Annotated in this window: 1 protein-coding gene; it reads left to right on the top strand. The window is 68.9% G+C overall.

The window, feature by feature from the left end; genetic code table 11:
* Positions 1 to 272: 272 nt before the first annotated feature.
* Positions 273 to 804: alpha/beta fold hydrolase (locus ABD323_RS42410; protein WP_344447391.1), on the top strand; the 532-nt coding region annotated here is incomplete at its 3' end.

The following is an 804-nucleotide window of genomic DNA, read 5'->3' as shown; positions in this document are numbered from 1 at the left end:
GCCGCCACACAGCAGATCCCAAGCCGTCCCCGACCTCGTCCGCACCGCGACACGCCTCTAGGGCCTCATCACGCGCTGCGGAGTCTGGTGGCCCGCCCGTGCACCAACCTGGGAGAACTCGTTTCCAGACTATGAAGAAGACCCTTGCCACCCGAGACCCCGCTGGGCGTGAGCCCGCTCGGCCTGGGGGCGGGGTGAGCATCGCAGAAGGCACGAACAGCACAGCGGTGCTACCCGGGCCAAGGACGCGGGAGCAGCTGCACCACCTGAAGGTGGCGGGGTACGACTTCACCTGCCGGGTCCGCACCGTTTCGCGGGCTTCGGTGGGCAGGCCCATCGTCCTGCTCGGCGGGGCTCTGATGGACATGTACGACTGGCGCTTGATCGAGGCACGCCTGCCTGCCGACGCCACGATCATCACGTTCGACCTGCCCGGTTTCGGCGGTGCCTCGGCGCTGGGGGACGAGACCGTGGCCGGCTATGAGCTTCAGGCCGAGGCCGTGGTCGTCGCCCTGGACCACCTGGGCGTGAACCAGGTCAACCTGCTCGGGTACTGCTACGGCGCGGTGGTGGCCTGCCGCTTGCTCGCACACCGTGCGGACCGGGTCGCGCGGGTGGTGCTGCCCAACGTGTCGGAGGTGGTGACCCCGGAGTCACGGAAGCTGCTGACGCACGCGGCGGAGCTGGCGGAACAGGACCGGATCGAGGAGTTGTGCGATGTGCTCTGTGAGCACACCTTGGGCCCGCGCGACCGCGAGGCGCTCTCCAAGGCGACGAGGTTCGGTTTCAAGGACGTCCGGCAGC

It is taken from the genome of Kitasatospora nipponensis, from assembly GCF_039528135.1.
Lineage (GTDB): Bacteria > Actinomycetota > Actinomycetes > Streptomycetales > Streptomycetaceae > Kitasatospora > Kitasatospora nipponensis.
This window is presented reverse-complemented; position numbering and strand designations above follow the sequence as displayed.